25 protein-coding genes are annotated in these 24,855 nt (G+C 64.6%); 7 read left to right on the top strand and 18 right to left on the bottom strand.

Features of this window, described 5'->3' with window-relative positions:
• The first annotated feature begins 3 nt into the window (after positions 1-3).
• From ABDJ38_RS06595 to ABDJ38_RS06585, 3 genes are all read left to right on the top strand, one after another.
• Positions 4-1,125 carry a hypothetical protein gene (locus ABDJ38_RS06595; protein ID WP_346784286.1) on the top strand — a complete coding sequence of 374 codons (1,122 nt, stop codon included), beginning with the start codon at positions 4-6 and terminating at the stop codon, positions 1,123-1,125.
• A gap of 89 nt (positions 1,126-1,214) precedes the next feature.
• The gene (locus ABDJ38_RS06590) at positions 1,215-2,879 is read left to right on the top strand and encodes a carboxylesterase/lipase family protein (RefSeq protein WP_346784285.1); all 1,665 of its coding nucleotides are present in this window, start codon (positions 1,215-1,217) and stop codon (positions 2,877-2,879) included.
• 97 nt (positions 2,880-2,976) lie between these two features.
• Positions 2,977-5,088: an outer membrane protein assembly factor BamB family protein gene (locus tag ABDJ38_RS06585; protein ID WP_346784284.1), complete on the top strand. Its 2,112-nt coding sequence runs from the start codon at positions 2,977-2,979 to the stop codon at positions 5,086-5,088.
• 79 nt (positions 5,089-5,167) lie between these two features.
• Here the strand turns inward: ABDJ38_RS06585 and ABDJ38_RS06580 are convergent, their stop codons facing one another.
• Together ABDJ38_RS06580 and ABDJ38_RS06575 are read right to left on the bottom strand one after the other, a co-directional pair.
• Complete coding sequence (locus ABDJ38_RS06580) at positions 5,168-5,752, bottom strand: DUF6644 family protein (protein WP_346784283.1); 585 nt, start codon at positions 5,750-5,752, stop codon at positions 5,168-5,170.
• Between the two features lie 17 nt (positions 5,753-5,769).
• Positions 5,770-6,273 carry a DUF6644 family protein gene (locus tag ABDJ38_RS06575; RefSeq protein WP_346784282.1) on the bottom strand — a complete coding sequence of 168 codons (504 nt, stop codon included), beginning with the start codon at positions 6,271-6,273 and terminating at the stop codon, positions 5,770-5,772.
• A gap of 426 nt (positions 6,274-6,699) precedes the next feature.
• Here ABDJ38_RS06575 and ABDJ38_RS06570 point away from each other — a divergent pair, with 426 nt between their 5' ends.
• From ABDJ38_RS06570 to ABDJ38_RS06555, 4 genes are all read left to right on the top strand, one after another.
• Positions 6,700-8,586: an outer membrane protein assembly factor BamB family protein gene (locus ABDJ38_RS06570; protein ID WP_346784281.1), complete on the top strand. Its 1,887-nt coding sequence runs from the start codon at positions 6,700-6,702 to the stop codon at positions 8,584-8,586.
• 36 nt (positions 8,587-8,622) lie between these two features.
• A complete protein-coding gene (locus ABDJ38_RS06565; RefSeq protein ID WP_346784280.1) occupies positions 8,623-9,474 on the top strand; it encodes a hypothetical protein in 852 nt (283 codons plus the stop codon).
• A 74-nt stretch (positions 9,475-9,548) separates the two neighbouring features.
• Positions 9,549-9,974 carry a DUF6152 family protein gene (locus ABDJ38_RS06560; protein ID WP_346784279.1) on the top strand — a complete coding sequence of 142 codons (426 nt, stop codon included), beginning with the start codon at positions 9,549-9,551 and terminating at the stop codon, positions 9,972-9,974.
• A gap of 242 nt (positions 9,975-10,216) precedes the next feature.
• Positions 10,217-11,287, top strand: a complete 1,071-nt coding sequence (locus ABDJ38_RS06555) for an alpha/beta hydrolase (protein WP_346784278.1) — start codon at positions 10,217-10,219, stop codon at positions 11,285-11,287.
• Here the strand turns inward: ABDJ38_RS06555 and ABDJ38_RS06550 are convergent.
• The 16 genes from ABDJ38_RS06550 to fliF form a co-directional block, all read right to left on the bottom strand.
• Complete coding sequence (locus ABDJ38_RS06550) at positions 11,284-11,661, bottom strand: flagellar protein FliS (RefSeq protein WP_346784277.1); 378 nt, start codon at positions 11,659-11,661, stop codon at positions 11,284-11,286. The two genes, ABDJ38_RS06555 and ABDJ38_RS06550, sit on opposite strands and share 4 nt — an antisense overlap.
• 2 nt (positions 11,662-11,663) lie before the next feature.
• A complete protein-coding gene (gene fliD / locus ABDJ38_RS06545; RefSeq protein ID WP_346784276.1) occupies positions 11,664-13,094 on the bottom strand; it encodes a flagellar filament capping protein FliD in 1,431 nt (476 codons plus the stop codon).
• Positions 13,095-13,124: 30 nt separating this feature from the next.
• Positions 13,125-14,252, bottom strand: coding sequence for an EscU/YscU/HrcU family type III secretion system export apparatus switch protein (locus ABDJ38_RS06540; protein WP_346784275.1), 1,128 nt, complete (start codon positions 14,250-14,252; stop codon positions 13,125-13,127).
• Positions 14,249-15,031: a flagellar biosynthetic protein FliR gene (gene fliR / locus ABDJ38_RS06535; protein ID WP_346784274.1), complete on the bottom strand. Its 783-nt coding sequence runs from the start codon at positions 15,029-15,031 to the stop codon at positions 14,249-14,251. The genes ABDJ38_RS06540 and fliR overlap by 4 nt, the downstream gene beginning before the upstream one ends.
• Complete coding sequence (locus ABDJ38_RS06530; RefSeq protein WP_137681391.1) at positions 15,028-15,300, bottom strand: flagellar biosynthetic protein FliQ; 273 nt, start codon at positions 15,298-15,300, stop codon at positions 15,028-15,030. The genes fliR and ABDJ38_RS06530 overlap by 4 nt, the downstream gene beginning before the upstream one ends.
• Before the next feature lie 16 nt (positions 15,301-15,316).
• Complete coding sequence (gene fliP, locus ABDJ38_RS06525) at positions 15,317-16,096, bottom strand: flagellar type III secretion system pore protein FliP (RefSeq protein ID WP_346784273.1); 780 nt, start codon at positions 16,094-16,096, stop codon at positions 15,317-15,319.
• Positions 16,093-16,431 carry a flagellar biosynthetic protein FliO gene (locus ABDJ38_RS06520; RefSeq protein ID WP_346784272.1) on the bottom strand — a complete coding sequence of 113 codons (339 nt, stop codon included), beginning with the start codon at positions 16,429-16,431 and terminating at the stop codon, positions 16,093-16,095. The genes fliP and ABDJ38_RS06520 overlap by 4 nt, the downstream gene beginning before the upstream one ends.
• Position 16,432: 1 nt before the next feature.
• On the bottom strand, positions 16,433-16,738 hold the full coding sequence (gene fliN / locus ABDJ38_RS06515) for a flagellar motor switch protein FliN (protein WP_346784271.1): 306 nt from the start codon (positions 16,736-16,738) through the stop codon (positions 16,433-16,435).
• Complete coding sequence (locus ABDJ38_RS06510; RefSeq protein ID WP_346784270.1) at positions 16,735-17,643, bottom strand: FliM/FliN family flagellar motor switch protein; 909 nt, start codon at positions 17,641-17,643, stop codon at positions 16,735-16,737. Before ABDJ38_RS06510 ends, fliN begins: the two co-directional genes overlap by 4 nt.
• 2 nt (positions 17,644-17,645) lie before the next feature.
• Positions 17,646-18,227, bottom strand: coding sequence for a flagellar basal body-associated FliL family protein (locus tag ABDJ38_RS06505; RefSeq protein ID WP_346784269.1), 582 nt, complete (start codon positions 18,225-18,227; stop codon positions 17,646-17,648).
• Between the two features lie 19 nt (positions 18,228-18,246).
• Entirely contained in the window at positions 18,247-19,479 is a 1,233-nt protein-coding gene (locus tag ABDJ38_RS06500) for a hypothetical protein (RefSeq protein WP_346784268.1), read from the bottom strand.
• Positions 19,480-19,830: 351 nt separating this feature from the next.
• Positions 19,831-20,268, bottom strand: a complete 438-nt coding sequence (locus tag ABDJ38_RS06495; protein ID WP_346784267.1) for a hypothetical protein — start codon at positions 20,266-20,268, stop codon at positions 19,831-19,833.
• Positions 20,258-21,583, bottom strand: a complete 1,326-nt coding sequence (locus ABDJ38_RS06490) for a FliI/YscN family ATPase (RefSeq protein ID WP_346784266.1) — start codon at positions 21,581-21,583, stop codon at positions 20,258-20,260. The genes ABDJ38_RS06495 and ABDJ38_RS06490 overlap by 11 nt, the downstream gene beginning before the upstream one ends.
• A 4-nt stretch (positions 21,584-21,587) precedes the next feature.
• Positions 21,588-22,169: a FliH/SctL family protein gene (locus ABDJ38_RS06485; protein ID WP_346784265.1), complete on the bottom strand. Its 582-nt coding sequence runs from the start codon at positions 22,167-22,169 to the stop codon at positions 21,588-21,590.
• Positions 22,162-23,169 (bottom strand): flagellar motor switch protein FliG, encoded by a 1,008-nt coding sequence (gene fliG / locus ABDJ38_RS06480; RefSeq protein ID WP_346784264.1) that lies wholly within the window; start codon positions 23,167-23,169, stop codon positions 22,162-22,164. The genes ABDJ38_RS06485 and fliG overlap by 8 nt, the downstream gene beginning before the upstream one ends.
• Complete coding sequence (fliF, locus tag ABDJ38_RS06475) at positions 23,166-24,854, bottom strand: flagellar basal-body MS-ring/collar protein FliF (protein WP_346784263.1); 1,689 nt, start codon at positions 24,852-24,854, stop codon at positions 23,166-23,168. Before fliF ends, fliG begins: the two co-directional genes overlap by 4 nt.
• Position 24,855 lies beyond the last annotated feature (1 nt).

The raw sequence follows: 24,855 nt of genomic DNA, 5'->3' as shown, positions 1-24,855 counted from the left end.
GCAATGACCACTTTGAAGACCATGCTCGGACGAACGCTGTTCGTTCTGTCAGCCAGTTCGCTGGCGCTCGCGATGCCGGCTGCGGCGCAGAATGTCGTGCCCGACGATCTGACCACCATCGCACCGGTGCCGACCGATTATGAACCGCCGAAGACCAGCTGGGGCGCGCCGGACCTGCGCGGCACCTATCCGATCGACAACATCGCCAGCCTGCCGATGAACCGTCCCGCGCAGTATGGCGACCGCTTCTACCTCACCGAAGAGGAATTCGCTGCCCGGCAGGAGCAGGCGGGCCGCTCAGATGCTGCCTATGCTGCTGAGGAAGAAGCAGGCACCATCGGCATGGGCCACTGGGTGGAATCGGATGCCTCGGGCCGCCGCACTTCGCTGCTGGTCCATCCCGCCAATGGCCAGCTTCCTTCGCTGACCGAAGATGCGCAGAAGCGCTATGAGGCAGGCCGGTCGAGCTGGACGCCCAACACCAACTTCGAGTGGCTGGGCGACTTCGACACCTGGGATCGCTGCATCACGCGCGGCTTCCCCGCCTCGATGTTCCCGTTCCGCTACAACAACGGCATCCGCGTGCTGCAGGCGCCGGGCTTCGTCACCATCCAGCTCGAGATGATCCACGATGCCCGCGTTATTCCGATCGTGGCCGACAAGGCGGCCGCCGATGCCATGCGCTGGCCCGATGACGTGCGCGCCTGGATGGGCCAGTCGATCGGCTGGTGGGAAGGCAATACGCTGGTAGTCGAGACGACCAACATCGTCGCCGGCGACAGCGTGCCGCACGATACCTACAGCCGCGGGCCCTCGCCGCTCAACATGGCGACCATGGGCGTGCCGCCGTTCAACACCATCCCGACCGGCGTTAACGCCAAGGTGACCGAGCGCCTCACCATGACCGAGCCGGGCCACATTGTTTATGAGCTGACCTACAATGACCCCGAGGTCTTCACTGACAAGTGGACCGCCCGCCTCGATTGGACGCAGGACAACGACTACACGTTCTTCGAATATGCCTGCCACGAAGGCAACGTGCAGCCGCGCAACTACATCACCGCATCACGCGCCGGGCTCGAGGCGCTGAGCGAAGAAGACGCCGCGAGCAACACCTCGCACTAAGCGTCAGAGATTGGCGGGCGCTCGGATGGGCGTCCGCCAACCAGCTTTACGGCCCGCAGAAGGCCGCGACTTAACAGGGATGCCAGCCGATGCTCACCTCGCTTGCGCGTAGCGCGCTCACCGCCACGGCCTGTCTGGCCCTCGTCGCCTGTGCCACGACAGACAGCGCGATTGCGCAAGTCGCCTCGGAAACGCCGGCATCGCTCGCCGACCGAGTGGCAATGACCGAAAACGGCGCTGTGCAGGGCTCGGCAGGCAAGCTCGACGGTGTCTCGGTATTCAAGGGCATTCCCTTCGCCGCGCCGCCAGTGGGCGATCTGCGCTGGGAGCAGCCGCAGCCAGCGGCAAATTGGGACGGCGTGCGACAGGCAGACAGCTGGGGCGACAACTGCGTGCAGAACCCCGCCCCCCAGCGCTTCCCGGTCAACTCGGCCACCGACATGCCCGACAGCCCTGAAATGTCGGAAGACTGCCTTTACCTGAACGTCTGGACTCCTGCGACCGAGACCGATGCCGATTTGCCGGTGATGGTATGGCTCTATGGCGGAGCCTACAACGAAGGCGGCGGCTCTTCGCCGTTCAGCCAGGGCGACCAGCTGGCGCAGAAGGGCGTGATCGTGGTCACGTTCAACTACCGCGTCGGCTCACTCGGCTTCTTCGCCCACCCGGAGCTGACCGCGCGTAACGGCCATTCGGGCAATCAGGCCATGGGCGATGCCATTGCCGCGCTGCAATGGGTGCACGACAATATCGCGGCGTTCGGCGGCGATCCCACGCGCGTGACGATCTTTGGCGAAAGCGCGGGCGCGGCGATGAATGGCGCGCTGGCGGGCGCTCCTCCGGCTGAGGGCCTGATCACCCGCGTCATCAGCGAAAGCGGCAACTGGATGGGCCTCAACATCGCCCCCATGGTCCCGCGCGAAGCAGCCGAGCAGCGCAGCATGGCCGCCGCGCAGGAGAAGCTTGGCACTACCAGCCTTGCAGACCTGCGCGCATTGCCTGCCGAGGAAGTTTTCACCGCCATCCCCGGCCAGGGCATGATCATCGACGGGTACATCGTGCCCGAAGACCTTTCGGTGACCTTTGCCGAAGGCCGTCAGCTCAAGGTAGACGTGCTGACCGGCTCGAACGAGGACGAAGGCAGCTTCACCGCCATCTTCGGCCCGCCCGCCACGCTCGCAAGCTGGAACGCGGGCGAGGCCATGCGCTGGGGCGAACAGGTCGAGCTGGGCCGTGCAGCCTATCCGGTCAGCACCGATGCCGAGGCGCAGGCCACCGCCACCCAGCCCTTCGGCGACAACATGAGCTGGCTGCACCAGCAGTTCGCGGAATATCAGGCCGAACTCGGCCAGAAGGCCTATCACTACTGGTTCCGCCACGATCCGCCCTATGACGAGGGCCGTGCAAACCTCGGCGCCGCACATACGGGCGAAATCCCCTACGTGTTCGACAACCTGTGCGCCCCGCGCACCTTCCCCGGTGGCTCGTCGGTCGAGCAGATGTGCGGCAACCCGGAAGAGGAAGCCTTTGCCGACCTCGTCAGCCAGTATTGGGTGAACTTCGCCGCAACTGGCAATCCCAACGGCGAGGGCCTGCCGCAATGGCCCGAGGTCGATGAAATTCCTGAAGGCAAAGTGATGGTGCTCGATGCCGGGAAATCGGGCGTCGGCGACTGGATTTCACCTGCCAAGGTGCGGCTCTACGATGAGCTGTTCGAAGACAAGGTGGCAACCCCGCTCGGCCTTGCCGACTAGCAATTGCGCCCGCCCTACCGCGCCGATAGGTTCGGGTCACGCTCAACCGGCACGAAACCGGGGGCACAACCGGACAGGCGCTTTGGGAGAGCTGCGCATGACACGTAAGATGGGGACGCTGCTGCTGGCATCGGCTGGCTTGGCAGCGATGGGATTTGCTGGCGCGGTTACCGCACAATCGGCCAATGGCTTCGCAGAGCAGGTGGAACGCGGGCGCCAGACCTATGCAGCCCAATGCGCGATGTGCCACGGGGCCGATCTTGCGGGCGGCCAGTTCGCCGGAGCGCTCAAGGGCGGAGCCTTCCTTGGCAAATGGGGCGAAGTGCCCGCCGCCGAGCTGTTCGACTATATCCACCGTTCGATGCCGCCAGGCGGCTCCAGCGCACTCGATGAGGGCGACTATTTCGACCTCACCGCTTTGATCCTTTCGGAAAACGGCGTGACGGGCGAAACCGCGCTGGGCTTTGCCGGTGGCCAGTTCGCGGATCCGCAGTTGCCCGCTGCCCCGCCTGCCGAAGAAGGCAACGAACTGGCCATCGGCGGCATTACCGACCGTTATCCCTTTCCCGCTGCGCCCGAGCCGGTAGACCGCTTCGCGAACTACACCCCCGTGACCGAGGCGATGCTCTCGGATCCGGCACCGGAAAACTGGCTGAGCTGGCGTCGCGGCCATGAAGGGCACGGCTATTCGCCGCTCGCGCAGATCACCCCAGAGAACATCGCCACGATGCAAGTCGCCTGGTCACAGGCGCTCCCGCCGGGCGCAACAATGAACGAACCGCTGGTGCGCGACGGCGTGCTCTACGTGTTCGGCTTCGGTGACAGCGTGTTTGCGTTCGATGCCGCCACTGGCCGCCAGTTGTGGCGCTATGACAGGCGTTTGCCCGACGACGTCGCGCCGCTCTCGAAGAAGGCGATCGCGCTCTATGGCGACAAGCTCTACGTCGCGACCTCGGACAATGCGCTGGTCGCGCTCGATGCGCGCAGTGGGCGCCCGGTGTGGGACGTGAAAGTCACCGACCGCGCCGGAATGCGCAGCAACGGCGGACCGCTGGCCGCCGATGGCGTGATCATGACAGGCCTCGCCACACAGGAGCCCGGCGGCGGAATAATCGCCGCTTTCGATGCCGAAACGGGCGAGCACCTATGGACCTTCGACACCGTCGCCAAGACCGGCACCGAGGGCGGCGACACCTGGAACCGGGTGCCTGATGAAGAGCGGCGCGGCGGCTCGGTCTGGACCAGCGGCACCTATGATGCCGAAACCGGCCTTGCGCTCTGGGGTGTGGCACAGACCTACGACACCGGCCCCTACCGCGACGCTCTGCCCGGCGCGAACAACGACGGGCTGTTCACCAATTCCACCCTTGCTTTCGTGCCGCGCACCGGCGAGCTGAAGTGGTATTATCAGCACATGCCGAACGATCAGTACGATCTCGACTGGGTGTTCGAGCGCGTGATCGGCGATCTCGACGTGAACGGCGAACGTCGCCATGTGGTGATGACCGGTGGCAAGGAAGGGCTGTTCGACACGCTCGACGCCTCGACCGGCGAATATATCTCGACCGTCGACATGGGCTTTCAGGACTTCATCACCGCCATCGATCCGGTGACGGGCCGCAAGAGCGTAGATCCGACCAAGCTGCCCGGGCGAGACAAGCCTTCGGTCTTCATGTGTCCGCACGCAGGCGGCGGACGCAACTGGAGCCCCACCGCCTTCAACGAGGCCAGCGGCACGCTGTTCGTCAACGCGCGCGACACCTGCATGGAGCTGCGCCCGGTGGCCGAAGGCGGCTTCCTCTCAAGCGGGGTCAACGTGTTCTATTCAGCGCCTGAAGGTTCCGACGGCAATTTCGGCTTCGTCCAGGCCATCGACATGGCAAGCGGCGAGGTGAAGTGGGAGACCCGCCGCCGCGCACCTTACGACATGGGGATGCTTGCCACGGCCAGCGGGTTGCTGTTCACCGGCGGGATGGACGGCGACTTCCTCGCCTATCGGCAGGACAATGGCGCGCAAGTGTGGCGCAGTGCGCTCACCGGCGTCCCAAATGGCTCGCCGATCACCTATGCGGTGGACGGCAAGCAATATGTCGCGGTTGTGGCGGGCGCGGGCAATCCGCTCTCGTTCGGCCTACCGGGATTCACTCCTGAATTGGCGACACCCGCCGTCCCATCGGCGGCCATCACGGTCTTCGCCCTGCCGGAGTGAACCATCTGCGCGAGCATGAAAAAGGGGGCAGGCGAACCGTGGTCCGCCTGCCCCCTTTTTCGTAGCTTTCAAATCCGGCTCAGGCGCCCGCGCAGGCGATCCCTGCCAGCATGCTGACGATGAAGCCATCATCGCCCTGGCCCACCATGTAGCAATCGTAGATACCCAGCGTGAAGCCAATCGCACGGCCGAAGAACACAATGGTGATCCAGAAGATCAGCGAGGTAATGCCCGCCACCTTGGCGCCCGTCGGCACGACCGGCGAGGTGTCCCAGTTGGCCACCGTCTTCCACGTCACGAAGTGGAAATAGGCCATGTTGAGGCCAGCAATCGCCAGCAGGGCCATCTTGCCCATGAAGAACGGGTTGATCATGTAGCTCGATGTCTTCGAGATGTAGAGCAAGGTGCCGGTAATCGCCGCAAGGATGAAGCCGCCCCATGTCCACTTCAGCGTGTCGCGGCTCATCGAGGTGATCGGATAGTTCTTCGAGGCGACGCCGAGCAGGCGCAGATCCATCACGAAGATCGTGCCGAGCACGGTGACGAGCGCGATCACGTGAATCGTCTCGATTGTTGGGAAGGCCCAGGTGCTTTCGGCGATGAAGATGCCGAGCGGAGTGTACTGGATCGATTCCCAGATCGTCGTCGGTTCAGGATAATACATGTCTTACAAACTCCCCCTTACACCGGCACGTAGGCGATCCAGCGACCGCACACGATGATCAGACACCACAGCGCCATGATGAGCCAGCCGGTGGCCTTCGCCCCGCCGGTCCCGACATACGATACGCCCGCAGTCTGCGCGGCGGCGCGGACCGAACCTATCCAAGAAAGCGAGACGAGGACCATCACGACCAGCGCGATCATCTTTATCCAGAACACGGCGTTAATCATGTTGCGCACCGGCTCGGCCATGATCATGGAAAGGCCGGAAAGCACGATCACCACCAGCCCCCAGCGCACCCACGGCACGAAGCGCGCAGCGGTCTGCTCGAAGGTAAGTCCGGCACCTGCCATGCCATTCACCCGCAGCACTATCATTAGCACCGACCCGAAAGCGGCGCCGATCGAAAGGATATGAATCGCCTGAGCGATAGGCACGTTCCAGAAATTCTCGACCATGAACAGACTGAATGCGGTTTCCTGCATCCAGAATGCCCAGTCGAGAAGGACCGTGCCTCTCATCCAGTCCGTTATATTGAAAAGTAAATCGCCCATCGGCCCTGTACCCCTCGTTGTTTTGGCTCGTAGTTAAGGTTTGTTGCCGCAGCCAGATTGATCCTGTCCGAAGCCCCCTTACCTTGATTTCGCGCAAACCCGCTAGCGGTCATCCGTCCTTCCGCCAAGCCCAATTGCCATATTTCATTACTAATTGCAATTTTTTGTATTCTATGCTTTTACGCGTTTGCGTGTCGAATAAAGGCGTTGTTTCCCGTGCTTTGCGTTGCAGTTGAGGGTTTATCCTCGCGCCGAAGTCCCGCCTCGGCTTTTCGTCGCGAGAAGGCATTGTCAAACTTGGACCTGCGGTTTAGGACAGAATCAACAAGTCGCCTGAACCGGCAGAGCGACATCAGGCGAGAGGGTGATTCGGCAGCAATGGCTATGCGAGCAATGCTTAAGGCAGGAACTGCTGCCTTGCTGGCCTGCACTGCGGCCAGCGGCCTTGTTGCACAGGGCGTGCCTGCCGATGGCGACTGGCCCAGCATCCAGCGAGACGCCGCCGCTACCCGTTATTCGCCGCTGACCGAGATCAATCGCAGCAATGTGGACGACCTGGCCTCGGCCTGGTCCTATCCGCTGCGCGCTTTCAACACTGCTGTCCCCATCGTCATCGATGGCGTGATGTATTTTCCGGCGCAAAGCAGGGTGGTGGCGCTCGATGCCGCCAGTGGTGAAGAAATCTGGGCTCATGAAGGCGACATGCCTCCCGGACCGAACGGATTCTCCGGGCGCGGCGTCAGCTACTGGCCGGGCGACGCAAGCCATGGCCCGCGCATTCTGGTGACGGCGGGCGACCGTATCCACGCGCTCGATGCCGCCACGGGAGAGCCCGTGGCCGATTTCGGTGACAGCGGTTCGATTGCGATGGGCGGCCCGGGCTATGGCGGCACGCCCACGGTAGCGGGCAACACCATGATCATCGGTGCGGCCTCCCTCGAAAACCCGCAAGGCCCAGCAGGCAATCCGCGCGGCTATGACATCGTCACCGGCGAGCGCTTGTGGGAGTTCGACACCACACCCGACGAAGGCCAGCCCTATAGCGAGACCTGGGGCGATGGCTGGAAGGATCGCGGAGGCACCAACATGTGGGGCTTCCAGGCGACCTACGACGCCAGCACCGGGATCGCCTATCTCCCCATCGCTGGCCCGGCGCACAATTATTACGGCGGCGACCGCCCCGGCACCAACGTCTACGGCAATTCGGTGGTCGCGGTCGACGCGCGCACCGGTGAATACAAGTGGCATTTCCAGACCGTGCACCACGATCTGTGGGATATCGACATGAGCAATGCCGGTCCGCTGATCCCGGTCGAGACAGAGACGGGCGGCCACATGGCCTTGGCCAATATCGGCAAGTCCAGCTACTTTTACCTGCTCGATGCCGAAACCGGCGAACCGGTGCACCCGGTCGAAGAGCGGCCCGTTCCACCTGGCAATGTACCGGGTGAGTACTATCACCCGACCCAGCCCTTCCCGGTCGTCACCCCGCCGCTGAGCCGGGTCGAGATGACCTATCAGGACATCGTCAGCCCTGAGGATACCACGCCCGAGCATTCGGCAGCCTGCTATGCCATGTGGGAAAAGGCGGGCGGCTTTTTCAACGCAGGCCCGTTTACGCCTTTCCTTTATAAGGAAACCGATGCCGAGCCGTTGTCGACGATCCAGTTGCCGGGCGGTACCGGCGGCGTGAACTGGGGCGGCGCGGCAGCCGATCCGACCACCGGCCTCGTCTATGTGAACGCGCAAGACACATCGCTGATGGGCTGGGTCGAAAAAGTGGAAGGCGGCAAGCCCTATAGCTTCGACGCCACTTCGGCGCCCGAGTATGACCGTGCCAGCGTCGACGGCAAAGGCCCGTTCTTTACCTTCAGCGCTCCACTTTCGGGTAAATATGACGAACGCGGTCGCCCGGTCGGCACCAGCGCGCCGTGCTACAAGCCGCCGTGGGCGCGCCTCACTGCCGTAAACGCCAACACCGGTGAGATCGCCTGGGCGGTGCCGCTCGGTCTGTTCGAGGAGCTGCCCGAAGGGCGCCAGGTGCTCGGCAATTCAGGCAGCGCGGGGCCGAGTGTGACCGCTGGCGGACTTGTGTTCGTCGGCGCCACCAACGATAAGCGCCTGCGCGCCTTCGACGCTGCCACTGGCGAGCAGCTCTGGGAGAGCGTACTTAACGGTAACGCCAATGCGAACCCGATGACCTATCGGGGCCGCGACGGCAGACAGTATGTCGCAATCAATGCCGGCGGCATGATCGCGGCTTTCGTACTCAATCAGTAATCGCATACAGGAGAGGTCATGCGGGGGATTAAACATTTGAGCTTGATGGCGGCATCGGCGCTGGCCTTTACCGGCTTCGCAACCGTGCCCGCCACGCCGGCACTTGCCGAGCACCACGAAGCCAGCGCCCCGGCGCGCATCGGCGATGCACCGAACATCAACGGTGTGTGGCAGGTGATGAATTCGGCCAACTGGAACCTCGAGCCGCACAGCGCCGGCCCGAATCCGCTGCCCGAAGGCGATACCCTGCTCGGCGCAATCGGGGCGATCCCGGCCGGTCTTGGCGTGATCGAAGGCGGCGAGATTCCGTATAAGCCCGAGGCACTGGAGCGGCTCAACCAGAACCGCGAAAACGTGATCAGCTGGGATCCGGAAGCCGCCTGTTACCTGCCCGGCATTCCGCGTGCGACCTACATGCCGCACCCGTTCCAGATCATCCAGGGCGATGGCGACGATATCCTGATCGCTTATGAATATGCCTCGGCCAACCGGGTAATCCACATGGAAGAAGTCGGCATCCCGCCGATCGACACCTGGATGGGCACCTCTTACGGCCAGTGGGAAGGCGATACGCTCGTCGTCACCACACTGGCGCAGGGTCCGGGTCTGGTGAAGCTGCCCGGCGGCGAGATGATCGACGGCGTGACTTGGCTCGATCGCACCGGCAACTACCTTACCAATCACGCCACGGTGACCGAACGCTTCACCCCAATGGGGCCGAACCACATCGAATACGAAGCCACGATCGACGATCCGACGATCTACACCCGGCCGTGGACCATCAAGATGCCGCTGTACCGCCACATGGAAGAGAATGCGCAACTGCTTGAATTCAAGTGCGTGCCGTTCTCCGAGCACCTGCTCTACGGCGACTTAATCGAAGAGTAATGTTGGGTCGGGCAAGTAGACAAAGTCAATTTGAAAATTGTCCGAAACCCGGGGATTTTGACAAGGAGTAAACCATGCAGATCAAGAAGCTCAGCGCTGCCGCAATCGGCGCCGTGCTGGCGATCACCGCAGTGGGCGCCGCCGCGCACCACTCGTTCGCCACCGAATTCGACCGCAACAAACCGATCCGCCTTTCGGGCAAGGTCGTGATGTTCGAGTGGGTTAATCCCCACTCCTGGATTCACATCGACGTGAACCGCAATGGCAAGGCCGAACGCTGGCGCATCGAAGGTGGCGCGCCGTCGGCTCTGCTGCGTCGTGGCTGGAACAGAAACTCGTTGCCCGCGGGCACCGACATCATCGTCGACGCCTTCCAGGCGCGCGATGGCGACACCCGCGCTTCGGCTGCGGAAATCCGCTTCCCGAACGGTCGCGAGCTGTCGCTCGGCAACCCGACCACCGAGGCCGTGGCCGCTGCGGCCCGTCGCGCCGGCAACTAAGCCAGAGCGCAATCGAACACACGAACGGGGGCCCGCGCGGCCCCCGTTTTCGTTTTTGCGCCGACGATTGACTTTGTTCGGCCGGAACGCTTCACCCTTCACCAAAGGGAGAAAAACCAATGTCGGCCAAGCACCACGCGATTGTTCTTGCACTATTGATCGGCGCCTCCGCGACGTCTGGATTCGCCCAGGACACAGCAGAGACGCCTACCACTTGCCTCCCGCAAGGCCCCTTCGCGCAGATGGACTATACCTCGGTCGAGGTGCTGGCCGATGGGCGCGTGACCTTCCGCCTGTGCGCGCCCGATGCGCAGGAGGTTCGCGTCACCAGTACCGACATCGATCCGATCATCCCGGCAGGCTTCGGTGGCGGTCCGCGCGGCTTGCCGCTGACTCGTGATGCGAGCGGACTGTGGTCGGGCACCACCACCCTGCCCGTTCCAGCCGATACCTATCGCTTCAATTTCGAGGTCGATGGCGCGCGCGTTCCCGATCCGCTCGCGACCACTTTCAGCCGCGAGCGCAGTGGCATCAATTCTACCTTCGAGGTGATCGGCCCAGAGGGCGCATTCCAGAGCTATGACCCGGCAATAGCGCACGGCGTGGTCAGCCGCGTCGAGTACTGGTCGTCCACGCTCGATACCAAGCGCGAGGCCTACGTCTACACGCCAAGCGGTTACATGACCGGTAGCGACAGCTATCCCGTGCTCTATCTGGTCCATGGCGCGGGCGACAGCGCCGATAGCTGGACCAGCGTCGGCCATGCCAACTACATCGCCGACAACCTGATCGCCGCGGGCGAGGCCGAGCGGATGATCATCGTCATGCCCTTCGGCCACACGCCTGCCCGCGAGGGGGCGGACATGCTCACCAACACCGATTTCGGCGACGACCTCACCCGCGACCTGATCCCCTTTGTCGACAGCCATTTCCGCACCATCGCCGAGGCCGATCACCGGGCCATGGCCGGGCTGTCGATGGGCGGCGCGCATACGCTGCGCTTTGGCGTGACCCGGCCCGACCTGTTCGGCGAGGTGGGCATCTTCTCGATGGGTCTGGGGCTGTCAGGCCCTTCTGACGTGGCGGACTATGTCGCGGCCAATACCGATGCCCTGCAAGCCCGCGCGGCTTTGTCCGAGCCGGTCTACTATGCGATGGGAACCGAGGATTTCCTCTACGGCACCGTTGCCCCCACCCGCGCAATGTTCGCCGAGCAGGGCATTACCGTGGACTATAACGAGACCGGCGGCGGCCACACCTGGATCAACTGGCGCCGCTATCTCAAGGGTTTCCTGCCGCGTCTGTTCCGCTAGTTCGAGGTAGCGAGCGCAGCACCGATCTCGGCAAAGTCCGAGCGCACTTCGCTCAAGGCCTCGGCATTGAACGCCATCACGCAATCGAGGATCGTCTCGCGGGCGGCGGTGTAAAGGTGCTCGAGCGCGCCAGCGACGGGGTTGCTGCGGTCGAGGCCCATTTCCAGTGCGGTGATGGCGGCGATGGCGCGGGTCAGCCCATCGGAGCGGGTGGTGGTATCGTCCGCCTCGTTGGCGCGGATCGCGCGACCCAGTTCGCTCACCACCTGCTCGAAGCAGATCGCGACGAGATCCTTGTGGTCCGAACCGAGGATGCGGGCATTGACCTGCACCTTGCGATAGGCGTCATGCGGGTTCTGGCCGAGCATCAACATCGTTACTTGCTCGCATTCCAGGCGTCGATCTGCTGCTGCAGGAACGACATTGTCGACTGCGACGCCGCGACGCGGGCGTCGGCCTTGGCGAAGCGCGAGACCATTTGAAGTCGCAGGGCTTCCTGCTTCTCGGCGATCTCGGCGGTCATCTCGGTGACCTTCTCCGCCTGACCCTGATAACGCTTGATCGAAGACGCAATCGAGTTGGCATCGCCGGTCGAGCTGGCGCTGCGGGCGAGCTTGTCGAAGGTCGAATAGACGCCATAGAGGCCCGTGGTGAACATCGCGGCAACGCCATCGGGGTCGCGCTCAAGCGTCGCCGCGAGGCGATCATCGTCGATCTTGAAGGTGCCGTCGCGGTTGATAACAAGGCCAAGGTCGCTCAACGTGCGCGGGGCATTGCCGGTGGCATTGGGCATCACGATCGAGCCGGGCAGCTGCGACAGCGCCAGCTTGAGCGAACGCGCACCCGGGTCGCCGCGCAGTTCACCACCCTGGACGGCGGTGGCGCGGTTCAGTTCGGACACCACTTCGTTCAGGGCCGTGACCAGATCGGACATGGTCTGCGGCACGCCCCCAGTGGTGTTGGCGAAGGTAATATCCGTGGGCGCGCCGATGTTGGTGCCGGTGAGCGTCAACTGCAAGCCCGGCGCAATCTGCCCGGTGCTGTTGCTCTTGCTCGTCATCTCCAGCCCGTCGAGCGTGAACATCGCGTCCTGCGAGACTTCCTTGAGCTGCGCGGCAGCGCCGCCCGCAGGGTTCCAGGCGAGCGCGGCAAGGCCTTCCTCGCCGGGCGTCTCAGTCGCTTCGATAACGAAGCCGCTCTGCTCGCCCTCGGCGCCCTTGAACACCAGTTGCGGGCCGTTGACGGTCTGCGCGACATAGGCCGAGACACCGGCTCCGGCCGCGTTGATGCTGCTGGCGATGTCGTTGAGGGTCGAGCCGCTGGCGATCGTAATATCGACCGCCGCCTGCCCGGTATCCTCGGTGAAGGTCGTGCCGTCCATCTTGCCGAAGCGAATGGTGAGCGAACCGGCGCCAACCGGATCGGTGGCCGAGGCCATGGCCGGCCCGGTGAGGACCTGGCGCTTGGCCAGCTGCGTCACTTCCAGTGAATAGCTGCCCTTGCCGATGGTGCCGAGCGGGGTGCTGGCCGTGGCAACCGAACTGTTCGCCACCTTGGGCAGCGGAGCGAGATTGCCGGTGCGCACAAGGTCGCCAAGCGAACTTGCGAGGGTGGAGAAGCCGTTCTTGATGTTCGAGGCAGCGGTAATCTTCTGCTCAAGCAGCTCGCCCTTGGCGGTTAGCCGGTTGGTGCGCTGCTCGAACTGCGCCGCCGCCAGGTCACTGGCGAGCTGGGTCATGTTGATCCCGCTGCCTGCGCCAAGCGTCGTGATGATCGAGCTTGCACTGCTGGTTGAGGTGCTTTCCATGACTGCTAGAACGGCCCTTCCCTGCTGCGATTAAGCCGATGTACGGCCATCGGCGTCGAATTGCATGTCAACCGGAACGCTGACCTGCGGCATCGGCGGAGTCTCGCCCCGGCGGATCGACAGCACGAAGGCAACAATGGCGGCGACTGCTGCGTAAAGCTCCTCGCGGATCATCTGCCGTTCACGCGTGGTGTAGAACAGCGAACGCGCCAGCGGCGGGTATTCGAGCACGGGAATCTGCATGTCGGCCGCCACTTCGCGGATCGCCAGTGCCTTTTCGCCGCGCCCCTTGGCAATCACGATCGGCGCGGAAGCCTTTTCGGGGTCGTAGGCCAGCGCAACCGAGAAGTGGGTCGGGTTGGTGATGACGAACTGCGCGTCCTTCATCGCGGGACCAAGCGCACCGGTTGCAATCTCGCGCTGGCGCTGGCGGCGCGCGGCCTTCGTCTCGGGCGAGCCTTCGCTTTCCTTGTTCTCGTCGCGCATTTCCTGATGCGTCATTTTCAGCCGTTGATCGCGCCGGAACCACTGGATCGGCAGGTCAATCATCGCGATGATGACGAGCCCGCCAGCCAGCGCCGCGACCAACGAGATACAGGCGCTCCACGCGATTTCGAGCTGCCGCGCCAGCGTCACGCGGCCGAGCTCGGAGATATCGGGCAGCGTCATGCGCATCCAAACATAGGCGATTGTGCCCAGCAGGCCGACCTTGAGCAGGCCCTTGCCCATCTCGATCCAGCCCTGCGGTCCGAAGATGCGCTTGAGGCCGGAGACCGGATTGATACGCTTGCCCTTGAACTGCAGGTTCTCGGTTACCCAGCGCCCCTCGCCAAACGAGAGCTGCGCCACCAGCGAGGCGGCGGGCACCATCAGGCCGAGGATCACCACCGGCACTGCGACATCGGGAATGATGGCAAGCACGTCACCCGCCCCGCCCCGCTCCAGCGAATTGGCATCGAAGGTGAGCGCGGTGATGACCAGCTTGCGCAACTCGTCGAGCACCCACGGCCCGGCCACGATCATCCAGGCGAGCCCGGTAATGACGGTGGCGGCGGTGGCCAGCTCCTTGCTGCGCAGGACATCGCCCTGCTTCGCCGCCTCGCGCCGTTTGCGCGGGGTTGGCGCAAAGGTTTTTTCGCCGCTGCTCTCCTGGCTCATGGCGTGATCACCAGGGCTACGTTGTCGAGGCCAGTGCGGGCGATGGTCTCGAACTCGGCATAGATCAGCGGCGAGGCCACGATCAGCGCGCCCAGCCCCGCCAGCACGCCCGAGGGCAGGCCCAAAGCGAACAGGTTAAGCGAAGGCGCCGAGCGGCTGAGAATGCCGGTCAACAGCTGAACCATCAGCAGCACCAGCGTGATCGGCAGCGAGATGAGCAGGCCGAACTGGAACAGCTGCGTGCCGAAGCTGGCGATCAGCATCGTGCGGTCATCGCCGAGCCAGGTCTCACCGGGCGGAAAGGAGGCATAGCTCTGCACCACCAGCTCCAGCCACTGGAGATGTCCGCCTAGAGCTAGAAAGATAAGCGTGAGCACGATGGTGAAGAACTGGCCGAAGGCGGTGATCTGCGTTCCGGCCTGCGGATCGGTGGTCATGGCCATGGAAAGGCCCATCGCCCCGCCGATCACCTCGGCGGCAAGCACTGGCCCGGCAAAGGCGATCTGCAACACGAAGCCCAGCGTCAGCCCCAGCACCACCTCGCCTGCAACCGCAAGCAAGCCCGCGAGGCTGAATATCTCTGCAGGCGCGGAAACGTCGGTCCATACCGCTACGAACACCGCGATGGCACCGGCGGCGATCACGCGCACCTGCGCGGGCACGGCCATCGCACCGAAAATCGGCGCAGCGAGCATCGCCGCGCCGATCCGGGTCATCAGGAAGACCACCCGCCAGAATTCGGCCTCGAGCGGTCCGATGCCGAACGACAGGCCGCTCATCGCCCGATCATGGCAATCTGGTTGAAGATTTCGTTCAGGAAGTCGGACAGGAGCACCATCATGCTCGCGCCGAGCACCACCAGCACCAGCGAGATCGCGGCCAGCTTGGGCACGAAGGTCAAAGTCTGCTCGTTGACCGAGGTCGCCGCCTGGATCAGGCCGACCACAAGGCCGACCGCAAGGCTGGCGATCAGGATTGGCGCGGCGATCAGCGCGGTGGTCCACAGCATCCGGTCGGCAAGCGCCAGCATGGCGGGCATTTCATCCATCGATCATCGCTCCGCGCTATAGGAAACTGGCCGCGAGCGAGCCCATCAGGAGCGCCCACCCGTCGACAAGAACGAACAGTAACAGTTTGAAAGGCAAGGAGACGAGCATCGGACTCATCATCATCATGCCCAGGCTCATCAGCACCGAGGAGACGACCAGATCGATCACCAGAAAGGGCAAAAACAGCATGAAGCCGATCTGGAACGCAGTCTTCAATTCGCTGGTGACGAAGGCCGGAAGCAGGATCGAAAACGGCACCTCTGCTTCGGAGGTATAGCCGGGATGCTTGGCAAGGTCGGTGAACATCGCGAGGTCGGTCTCGCGGGTCTGGCGGATCATGAAGGCGTGGAAGGCATTGCCTGCCCGCTCGATCGCCACTTCGGCGCCGATGGTGTCAGCGGAATAAGGCTGGATCGCCTCGGCATTCACCCGCTCCAGCGTGGGCGCCATCACGAACAGCGACAGAAACAGCGACAGCCCGATCAGCACCTGATTAGGCGGCGACTGTTGCAGGCCCAGCGCCTGACGCAGAATGGCCAGCACGATGATGATGCGCGTAAAGCTCGTCATCATCAGGATCAGCGCGGGCAGGACCGTGAGCAGGCCCATCACCAGCAGCAGCTGGAGCGACAGGCTCAACGCCCCGTCCGGGCCGTTCGACAGCTCGCCAAAGGCACGGTCAAGCGCGCCGGGAACCGCCGCCTCGGTCGCCGCCTGCGCATGGGCCAGCGCGGGCGTCAGCAGTGCGCCGAGCGCAGCGAAAATGCCAAGCGCTCGTTTACCGTAAATGGTCATTGGGTGAACTCGTTCTCCACGAGGTCGGCCAGGCTTTGCTGCTCGGCCTTTGCCTTGGCCTTAGCCTGAACGCGGCTTTGCGCAGCGCATTCGGCCAGCCAGGTGAAGCCGCTCTTCGAAGAGGCCACGAGAATATCGCGCCCATTGTATTCGATTACCGCCAGCCGCTGGCCGGGCGAGAGCATCATCGTCTCGACGACCTTGATCGTGCGCTGACGGCCCTCGCCACCAGCGCCCACCTGCGTCTGCAGCTTCTTGGCCAGCTTGAGGCTGCCCCAGATCATACCCGCAATCAGCGGCAGCAGGATCGCGAGTTTGAGCAGATACCAGCCCACGTCACAGGCCTCCGACCGGCCCGTCAGCGGCGGGCGTGGCAGTGATCGCGTCTTCCGCCTCACCGCCCGCAAGTTCGATGATGCGAAGACCGAACCGGTTACCCTCGGCCACCACCTCGCCACGCGCCACGACCTTGCCGTTGACCAGCAGGTCAAGCGGTTCGTCGATCAGCCGATCGAGCATGATCACCTGGCCCTCGCCCAGCGCGCAGATATCGCGCAGGCGCATCGACGACGATCCCAGCTCGACCGAAACGGCAACGTCGATGTCCTTCAGCATACCAAGGTTGGCAAAGGGAATGGTCACGCATTGTCTCCTGTCAGCATCACGCGGTCGAGTTGCAGCGCGACGCGATCGTCCTGTTCACCCATGGCGCCGCTGGCGACACGGTGTTTGCCGACGAACAGCGGCACCGAGCGCGCAACGGCGATCGGCAAGACCTGCCCGGGCTTGAGATTCATGAGCTTGCTCGCAGGCACCTTCATCTCGGCCAGACGCGCGCGCATCGCCAGCGGCACATCGGCAATGGCGGCCGGCAGAATTTCCGGGACGACCGGCTTGGGCTGCGCCCCGCCCTCGTTGAAATGATTCAGCAGGCGCGACACCGTGCCAGGGCGGCAGGCAAGCCGCAGAGTGATCGCCGGGCCCTCGGGCGCAACAACCGACAGCGGCATGACGACCGCGTCGGACTGGCCGGGAAACACCGCCAGCTTGGCATAGTCGGTCGAGAAGGTAGCCTCTTCGCCTGAACGCAGCGCGGCGGCATCCAGACAGGTGCCGAGCGCCTGCGTCAGCGCGCGCGCCAACCGCTTGAGCAGCAATTCAATGGAGCTTGGCAGCTTCCTATCGGGCTTGAAATCGGCCGCTCCGGCGTCGCCGCCGAACATAGCTTCGAGCCGGGCGAGGATCGGCGGCAGGGCGAAGGTGGCAAACAGCCGCCCGCCCGCATCGCCAACCGGCAGGATGAAATTGCCCGCAACGGGGTCGATCTTCTCGGCCAGGTCGCGCGCCAGCATCACCTCGGCCTCGCCCGCCTCGCAGGTCCAGCCACTGGAATTGAAAACCGTGGCCATACGCGTCGCAAGCGCGGCTTCGAGCGCGCTGCCAAGGCGGCTGAATGCGGTCAGCCGGCTATCGGCATCGGGCTTCGCCGAGACCAGCGCCGCGCAGTGCATGGCCGCGCGCCGTTCCGCCACAAAGGACTGGTTCATGTTCATTGGACGATCAGGCTCCGGAAGTAGACCTTGTCCACGCCGCCGAAGCCTTCTTCCTCTTCGAGCACATCGTTGATCGCATCGACCATGCGCTGCTGCAGCCGTTCCTTGCCGACCGGGCTGGCAAATTCCATCTCGTCGGTGTCTGAAAGCTCGATCAGGATCTTCGAACGGATCGCCGTCTCGTGCTTCTTCAGCCACATCAGCACACGACCGTCACGCCGCGTGGAGGCAGCGAGGCCGAGCTGGACCATGGCCGGAGAACCGCGCAGGTTCGAAGTAAATTCGTTCTCGAAGTCGTAGTAGGCGGTGCGATATTCGCTGCCGCTCTCGCCGGGCACATAGGCGGCATCGCCCTCACCCTCGCCCTCTGCGCTGGCATAGGGGTCTTCTTCGCCCTTCTCGACCAGCTTGGGGCCTTTTTCCTCCTGGGCCTCGGCATGGCCGCCGATGATGCCGGCCGCCATCAGGCCGAACACGCCGCCGCCACCCGCCGCCAACATGACCAGCGGCAAAACGATCTTGCCGATCAGGCCGCCCTTCTTGGCGCCCTCATCGCCCTCTTTCCTGTCCTTGCTCATTGCCGAATTCCCTTAGCCGTCATGCCAGCACGCCGCGGCGGCTGCCCGATTCCGTGCTGCCGGCAGACCTGCCCGCCCCACTGTCAGAACCTGCTGCCTGTGATTGCGCGAATATGGATAATTGCGGATTTTCCGGTTCATACGTATTTTTACCTGATCCGCCATTATGACCCGCGCTGTTCTGCGAATTTTCGCCCCCTGCGAGGGTGGCCTGCCCCTGCCCATCGGAGCGTTGGCTGGAGGCCTGATTTCCGTTGTTGCCGGTATTCTGGCCGGTGTTCTGTCCCGAACTTTGCGCTGCGCCCGACTGGGCCAGCGCCTGCCCCACGGCATGGCGCAGTTCGGCCGGAGCACCGGGCAGATCGACGCTCAGCCGATCATCGGCGCGCAGGCCCACTGCGAGCGTGACCCGGCCGAAGTCGGGGTGGCTCAATTCGATATGGCTGCGCTCGGACCGCGCGGCGACGCGCGTTTCGATCAGCCGATCGACCAACTGTGCGAGCGAAGTATCGGTCGGGCTGGTCGGCGCTGCGCCGGTCGGATGGACCGGGGCCGATCCGACCCTGACGGCGGAGCCCGCGTCGGCGAACGGCGAGGAGGAAGGTTCTGCAGCCGGGGCCTTGGCCGCCGCCGCCGCTGGTGCGGCAGCGAGGCGCGCCTCGCGCAGTTCCTTGAGCGACTTCAGATCGCTCTTCTCACCGCCATCGGCACCGGCGAGCAGCTGGGCGGTGGAGGCGCCTTCGCGCGCGTCCTTGCCAGCCTCGGGCGCAAGAGCGGCTTCACCCAGCGAGGGCTGCGCGGTCGCGTTGTTCGATTGGCGCGCAGGGGCGAGGATCGTCTGCTGCGCCTGTTCCCAGGCCAGGCCCTGCGCCCGGCCACCACGCAACTGTTCCAATTCGCCTGGGCGCGGAGCGGCATCTTGGCGCAGGGGCGCTGGGCTTGCAGGGGTCTCGGCACCGTCACCCGATGCGGCCGCCTCCTCGCCATCAGCAAGTGCGAGGCTGACCTCGGCTGGAGTCTTGGCGATCACCGGTGCCTGAACCTGATCCTTCACCGGCGGCGCGGCAGGAGCGACAAGCGGGACATCGACCTCTGCCACCAGAGAGACGACTTCGGTTGTTGCCTCTCCCTCGCCCTCTGGCACTTCGCCAGTGTCGATATCGAGGACGAGGGCCGGATCGGCTTCACCCTCGCCGGCAACCGGCAAACCCTTGCCGCCCTGCGGCAGGTCACCGGCAACGGGGAGCCGCAAGTGAGGCTGCTTTTCGTTAGGGGACTGGGAGCCAACAAGCTCCGACTGCTTCTCGGAATCCGCGCGCACCACGGCCGTTGCGGGCCGTTCGGATTGCAGCGTGCTTCCGCTATCGTCAGCCAGCGTCTTGTTCGGCCGCTCGTCGCGGCGCGAAGCCTCGCGTTCAGGCCCATTGCGCTGGGACGTGCTCGCCCGTGACGCGTCGGAGCGGGGCGAATTGGCCGATACGAGGCCCGCGAACTGGCCGTTATCGGAAGCATTGCTCCGCGAAGACGGTGATACGACGGAGTCGCTCGAAATTTGAATTTGCGATGAAACCTGCATGGTCCCTCTCTGGTTTACCGTGAGGGTCTATTCACGATCCGTGCCAATTCGGCGGCCGCTTGCAGAATTTTGCGTTTCACGCGCCGCCAGACGTTGCGCGGCCTGCTCGACAAGCGCAGCGCGGCGCTCTTCGATCTGGTCACGGCGACGGCTGGCGATGCGCTCTTGCTGCATGCGCAACTGCGCGTGGCTCTGCGCATGTTCGGCCTGCTGCTCGACCGTCTGGGCAATGGCGCGCAGGCGCGTGCCCGAGGTGAGGCGCCGGGCGAGATCGTCTCCGTAATCCACCTGCTCGCGCGGAATTTCGGTCGCCGCCAGTGCCCGCGCCCGCGCCGCGAGCTGTTCGCTGCGCTGCGCTGCCGACAGGGCTTGCGCGGCCTCGCCTGCGGCGCGCCGATGCTCGATCTCGCGCAGCCGCAGCATCCGCGCCATCAGCTTGGCGCGGCGTTTCTCGTTATTGCCCATGGCCGGTCATCGCGATGAGCTGGCCGACCGTCTCGTCGAAATCCGCCCGCTCGCCGCGCTGTTGGCCAAGGAAGGTCTCGACCTGCTTGTGCATGGCCATGGCGCGGTCGATATCGGCATCGCGGCCCTGCTGATAGGCGCCCATCAGCACGAGATCGCGGTTCGCCTCATAGCGCGCGACCAGCCCGCGCAGATCGCGCGCAGCCTTGCGATGTTGCTCGCCCGCGACATCTTCCATCACGCGGCTGAGTGAAGCGGATATGTCGATCGCGGGATAACGACCGTTCTGAGCGATTTCTCGGCTAAGCACGATATGCCCGTCGAGGATGGCGCGCGCGGTGTCGACCACGGGGTCGTTATGATCGTCACCATCGGCCAGAACAGAGTAGATCCCGGTGATAGAGCCGCCCGACTTGGCGGAATTGCCTGCGCGTTCGACCAGCTTGGTGATCGTCGCCAGGGCCGAGGGCGGATAGCCGCGCGCCGAGCCGTTTTCGCCCAGCAACAGGCCGATTTCGCGCGCCGCATGGGCCACGCGCGTGAGGCTGTCGAGCACCAGCAGGACCTTCAAACCCTGCGCGCGATAATATTCCGCAAGGCTGGTGGCGAGCATCGCGCCGCGCAGCCGCAAATTAGGCGCATGATCGGCCGGAACCGCCACCAGCGCGGTGCGCCGGGCGGTCTCACCGCGCATGTGACGGGCAACGAAATCAGACACTTCGCGTGCACGTTCACCGATCAGGCCGAGCACCACGACATCGGCCTTGGCGCCCTGCGCAATCATGTCGATCAGCACCGACTTGCCCACGCCCGAGCCCGCGACAATGCCCATACGCTGGCCCACACCCATGGTGCAGGTCGCGTCGATAGCGCGAATGCCAGTAACGAAGTGTTGCTCGACACTCGAACGTTCGAGTGCACCGCTACGCTCGCCGCCCGAAGGCCACCATTCGCGCGCGGCCACCGCATCGCGGCCGTCAATCGGATGGCCGGTGCCATCGACGGCACGGCCAAGAAAACCCGGCCCCACCGGCAGAGCGCCGGGTCGGCCAAACGGATGAACAAAAGCGCCCGGGCGCAGCAGCACCGCATCGCCCAGTAGGCTCATCAGTGTGCGGCCGTTGCGAAAACCGATCACCTCGGCCGTGTGCGAACGGGCATGGCCGTGGCCGATGGTGCACAGCGAGCCGACCGGCAGCGAAAGCCCCGTCACCTCGATCATGGTTCCATCGCAGGCGCTCACCTTGCCATAGCGGCGCGGCGACAGGTCGAGCGCGGTGCCATCAGCCCGGATCGTCTCCAGCAAGTTCAGCATGAAATCAGCAATGCCCCACGGCTTCGCGAATGGCATCGGCCCAGCTCGGCGGACCGTCCTCGATCCCGCCATCGGCAGTCTCGATACGGATGCAGCCTGGTAACAGCGAGGAATCTTCCTCCAGCACCAGCCCCGGTGCGATCAGCCTTTCAACGGCTTCCTTGTCGGCCGGATTGAGGCGGATGCGCCGTTCGTCCGCCGCGCGCATCAGCATCGAGGCGGCCTTTTCCACCCGGCGCGCGAGCAATTCGTGGTCAAGCGCGAACGGCGCGACTGCCTGTTCGCACAAGGCCACCACTGTATCACGCATCATCGAGCGCAGTCGTTCGCCTTCGTCGATCGCCTGTTCGGCCAGTTCACAACCCAGCCCGGCGTAGCGTGCCTCAAGTTCTGCAAGCTTGACCTCGCAATCGGCACGCGCACGCGCCTCGCCCTCCTCCACCCCACGGGCGAAGGCTTCCTCCAGCGGATCGGGCTGAGGCTCTTCGGGAACGGTCTCTTCGACAGGCGGCGGCGCTCCCCGGCCAAACCGGCAATCGGTCGAAAATCCATCGGAGGCGAGCGCAAGCAGGGCGCGGCTAGACATAGTCTTCGTCGCCGTCGCCAAGAATGATCGTGCCATCGGCAATCAGCCGCTTGGCCACCTCGATGATGCGCTTCTGCGCAGCGTCCACCTCGGCAAACTTGAGGCGGCCACGGGTTTCGATCTCGTCCTTGAGGCCATCGGCCGCACGGCTCGACATGGCGCCGAAGAACACCTCGCGCTGCGTCTCGTCGATGCCCTTGAGGGCGTCGATAAGCAGGTCCGAATCGACCTCGCGCAGCAGCGCGCCCATCGACTTTGGATCGAGTACGAACAGGTGCTCGAACTTGAACAGCTCGCTTTCGATCTGCTTGTATAGCGCCTTGTCGCGCTTGTTGATGACCGGAAGGATGCGCTTTTCGGCAGCCTTGCCAGCGCTGTTGATGATTTCGGCCACTTCGCGCACCCCGCCGAGGCGCAGCGGCATGGTGCCGAAGCTTTCGGTGATGCGGCTTTCGAGCAGCTCTTCGAGCATGGTCAGTGCCGAGGGCGCAACCGGGCCGAGCGTGGCCACGCGGTGGACGATCTCGGGCTGGTCCTCTTCGGGCAGCCCCGCCAGCACCTGCGCCGCGACCACCGGGTCGAGCTGGACCAGGAGCACGGCAATGGTCTGGGGAAACTCGTCAGCGATCAGCTTCAGGATGATTTCCGGTTCCAGCCAGCGGGCGATCTCGAGCGCCGTCAGGCCGCGCGGTTCCTCGACCACGATGCGGCGCATCACGCCATCCGCGCGGATCGGGCCGACCGCGCTGGTCATGACCGAGCGGACCTTGTCCATGCGGCCCTCGGCGGACACGACCCGTTCGCTGGCGGCCTGGGCAAAGTCGCGGATCGCCTCGCTGACGCGATCCTCCGCAATCTCGCCGAGATCGCACATGTTCTGGCCGAGCAGCGCCAGCTCCTCCGGCGTCAGCCGCGAAAGCAAGGCGCTGGCCTCGTCGTCGTCCATCAGCAGCACCATAAGGGCTGCGTTGGCCGCCTGTGGGTGGGTAACTGCGGTCATGCTGCTGCTGCCTCGTCGGCTTCGGGTGCCGGCGCTTCGCGCAGCATCCGGCGCAACGCCTGCAGCGCATCGTCGGGTTGTTCACGGGTGATGCGGCGCGCCAGCTCGATCTGCTGGGTGAGCGCCTCGTTGTTCGCGGTGTCGGGGAAATCGGCGGCGCTGGGCAGCAGTGCGGGGCTCGGCTGGTTGGCCAGAGCTTCGCCCTCACCCTCCTCATCGCTGTCCTCGTCCTCGTCCGATGCCTCGTCACCGTCTTCGCTGGCCTTGGCCGCGCGGGAAGGATCGAGCCGACCGGTCACGGCCTTGAGCAGCGGGCGCACGGCCAGCAACAACACCAGCAGCACCGAAAGCAGCGCCACCACGTTGCGCAGGATCGTGGCGAACCACGGGGTTTCCCAGAACGCGGGTTCATCGAGCTCGGCGGGGTTGAACGCGCGGGTACGCACGGTCACGATATCGCCGCGCTGGGGATCCGCGCCTACGGCTGCGGCCACCAGTTCCTCGATCTTCTGCAATTCCTGTTCGGGGTTGTCGCCAAGCGCCGACTCGTCGACGGCGACGGCAACCGACAAGCGGCTCATCGCGCCGGGGCGCGTGCTGGTGACGGATACCTCGCGGCCCACATCGAATGTGCGGCTGGCGTTGCTGGCGCCGTTGCGCACTGCGCCACCGGCGGCCTCGGTACCCTCGGGAGCGCGGTTGGCGGCTTGATCATCGGCAGGCGGAATGTTGGTCGTGGCGCCCGGAACGCCGGCAGCCGTCTGCTCCGCCTGGGTGGTCTCGCTCACCGTTTCGGAGCGAACCACGCCTTCGGGCTCATAGCTTTCGCGCGCGCGGGTCTGCTCGTTCATGTCGAGGCTGACCTGCACTTCGGCCGAGAAGGCGCCCTCGCCCACCACCGGGGTGAGCAACTGTATCACCTGCTCACGCAGCTTGGCTTCGGTGCGGGCCTGAAGATCGAGCCCGTCGAGATCGGGGTTCGCCGTGTCAGACAGCAGCGACCCGTTCTGATCGACGATCCGCACACGGTCGGGCGTAAGGCCCACCACCGAGGCGGCAACGAGGTTGGCAATTGCACCGACCTGAGATTGAGAGAGCGACTTGCCACGGGCAAGGCGCAGCATCACCGAAGCGGTCGGGTCACCATTCTCGCGCACGAACACCGACTTGTCGGCCTTGGCGAGATGGACGCGCACCGTATCGACACCGTCGATCTCGGCAATGGTCAGTTCCAGCTCGCGCTCTTGCGCGGCGCGCAGCCGGTCGCCCTCGAGCGTGCGGCTGGCCCCCATCGGCAAAGAGTCGAGCATCTGCGAGCCGCTTTCAGGGATCGAGAGCGCGCCTTGCGAGGCAACGGTCATGCGGGCGCGATAGAGTTCATCCTCGCCGACCATCACCGCGCCGGTGCCCGGATCGATCTCATAGTTGATCCCGGCCTGGTCGAGCGCGGCGGCAACTTCCGCCCGCTCGCCATCGCCGAGCGAGGAATAAAGCGTGCGCTGCGGTGCCGGCACCACCAGCGCCCAAGTCAGGGCAGCAAGGCCAAGGCCCGCCGTCCCGACGAACCACGGCAGCATCTTTTTGACCGCAGGCTGGGCCACAAAACCCTTCACCTGGGCCATCGGTCCGGCGCCCGGTTCCATGGTCAGCGAAGCGTTTGGCGTGGCGGGAACGAGATCAGCCATC

The sequence above is a fragment of the Aurantiacibacter flavus genome, from assembly GCF_039710615.1.
Classification (GTDB): Bacteria; Pseudomonadota; Alphaproteobacteria; order Sphingomonadales; family Sphingomonadaceae; genus Alteraurantiacibacter; species Alteraurantiacibacter flavus.
Note: the sequence above shows the minus strand (reverse complement) of the source record. Positions and strands in the feature narration are given on the sequence as shown.